2 protein-coding genes are annotated in these 1,025 nt (G+C 61.4%); both read right to left on the bottom strand.

Annotation, left to right across the window (positions count from 1 at the left end):
• Positions 1 to 300, bottom strand: a 300-nt coding sequence (locus ACZ60B_RS43090; RefSeq protein ID WP_469397614.1) for an alpha/beta fold hydrolase, incomplete at its 3' end; no start/stop codon positions are given.
• Entirely contained in the window at positions 300 to 824 is a 525-nt protein-coding gene (locus ACZ60B_RS43095) for a cupin domain-containing protein (protein WP_004937634.1), read from the bottom strand. The genes ACZ60B_RS43095 and ACZ60B_RS43090, both read right to left, overlap by 1 nt.
• Positions 825 to 1,025: the final 201 nt, after the last annotated feature.

Consider the following 1,025-nt stretch of genomic DNA (forward strand, 5'->3'; position numbering starts at 1 on the left):
GCCGACGATCAGCGGCTGCGCCAGCTGCAGCTCAGCAATCAGCGCCGCCAACGCCGCCGCATAACCGGCGGCATCGGCCTGCGGGTCCGCCAACGGCAGGCTGCCGCCGTAGCCCGGCGCGTCCCACGCCAACAGACGGTGACCGTCCGTCAGGCCGCTGTCGTTGAACTGCTTGATCCACGAGGCGGAGCCGGAGCTGATGCCGTGCAGCAACACCACCGGCCGCCCCTGCCCGGCCTCGCGCCAGCTCAGGGTATACGCCCCGCAGCGCGCCCGTTGGCGTTGCGCCAGGCCGTTCATCAGTTACGCTTCACTTTGGACAGCGGATGATCCGCCGGATAGGTTGGGATCTCCGGCTTGGCGGTGCCGAGCATCACGCACATCAGCGCCTCTTCCTCGCCGTGGTTGAACAGGCCGCGGTACACGCCCGCCGGCACCGAGATCAGATCGCGCTCTTTCAGCCTGGTTTCGTAATACTCTTCGCCATCCTGAATCATCAGCGTGATGCTGCCTTTCAGCATGAAGAACACTTCTTCCACGTCGTCGTGCAGGTGCAACGGGCCCTCGCACTTCGACGGCAGCACCATGGTGGAGAAGGTGAAGTTGCCCGCCGGAATGGTGTTGGCGTCGCTGGCCACGCCGGTGGCGCCGGTGCCGATATAGCGCATCTGCGCGCGGCGGTATTTCGGGTCAAAGTCGGCCTGGAATTTCAGCGCGTTCCAGTCGTATTTGCGGCCCTCGAAACGGGCGATGCGCGACTCTACCCAGTTTTCCATCGACAGATCCTGCGGCTTGACGCCGGCTTTGTTCTCAACCTGAGACATGTTGTCACTCCTCTGTTGAATCAAATGGTTATCCCCTTCGTCTTTCACGCTGTGGCGTTGTTGGCTGCATTCGTTCACACCAGTCACTTACCGCAGTAAGCTCCTGGAGACTCACGAACTTGCCGCCTAGCCACAGCATGAAATCCATTGGGCTTAGCAATTGTTAATTCAGTACTTTCTCAGCAACGGCAGCAGAATGAG

It is taken from the genome of Streptomyces sp. NPDC104096 (assembly GCF_055584385.1).

Excerpts from the sequence above, each read along its gene's own strand:
- ACZ60B_RS43095 (WP_004937634.1), bottom strand. The coding sequence starts at position 824 with ATGTCTCAGGTTGAGAACAAAGCCGGCGTCAAGCCGCAGGATCTGTCG.